An 890-nucleotide genomic window follows, 5' to 3' on the forward strand; every position below is an offset into this window, starting at 1 on the left:
GCATTGATTCCATGGAAAAAGCTCGAGAATCGAATTCGGCCAGTCTATCCGAAAATCGGCAATGGGCGACGTCCGTACCCGTTGTCCGTGATGCTTCGCATCCACTGCATGCAGCTATTTTACAACCTTAGCGACCCCGCAATGGAAGATGCTCTGTACGAAATCGAGTCTATGCGGCGCTTTGCCGGCCTGCGCCTGTCAGATAGTCTGCCTGACGAAACCACGATTTTGAAGTTTCGCCATTTGCTGGAAAAGCACAATCTCGGCAAGAAGTTATTTCGAGAGATCGAAAAGCACCTCGCTGAACATGGGCTGACCCTGCGTGAAGGGACGATCGTTGATGCGACCATTATCGCCGCCCCAAGTTCTACAAAAAATCGAGAGGGGAAGCGAGATCCAGAGATGCATCAGACCAAGAAAGGCAATGAGTGGCAGTTTGGAATGAAGATGCATATTGGTGTAGATGATGGGTTGGGTTTGATTCACAGCATTGAAACCACCGGTGCGAATGAGCACGACATTACGCAAACGGAAAAATTACTCCATGGCAACGAAACGCGTGTTTGGGGAGATGCAGGCTATCTCGGTGTAGAGAAGCGACCTGAGCATAAAAATAGAGATGTTGAGTGGTATATCGCTATGCGTCCTGGTAAACGACGTAAGCTCGCGAAGAACAGCGATCTAGCCAAGGCTGAGAAAATTAAGGCTCAGGTTCGCGCAAAAGTTGAGCACCCATTTCTCACGATCAAGCGTATCTTCGGATACAGTAAAGTCCGTTATCGCGGCCTGGCAAAAAATGCAGAGCGCCTACATTTGTTGGCGGGGTTCACGAATTTGTTAAAGAGCAAAGATTACCTCCTCGCGTAGGGGAGGTGCGCCTGGAATCCGCC

Annotated in this window: 1 protein-coding gene; it reads left to right on the forward strand. The window is 49.8% G+C overall.

Annotated elements, in window-relative coordinates; genetic code table 11:
• Positions 1–867, forward strand: an 867-nt coding sequence (locus JC525_RS19770; RefSeq protein ID WP_198817872.1) for an IS5 family transposase, incomplete at its 5' end; no start/stop codon positions are given.
• Positions 868–890 lie beyond the last annotated feature (23 nt).

Source organism: Alteromonas sp. IB21 (assembly GCF_016405965.1).
GTDB lineage: Bacteria > Pseudomonadota > Gammaproteobacteria > Enterobacterales > Alteromonadaceae > Alteromonas.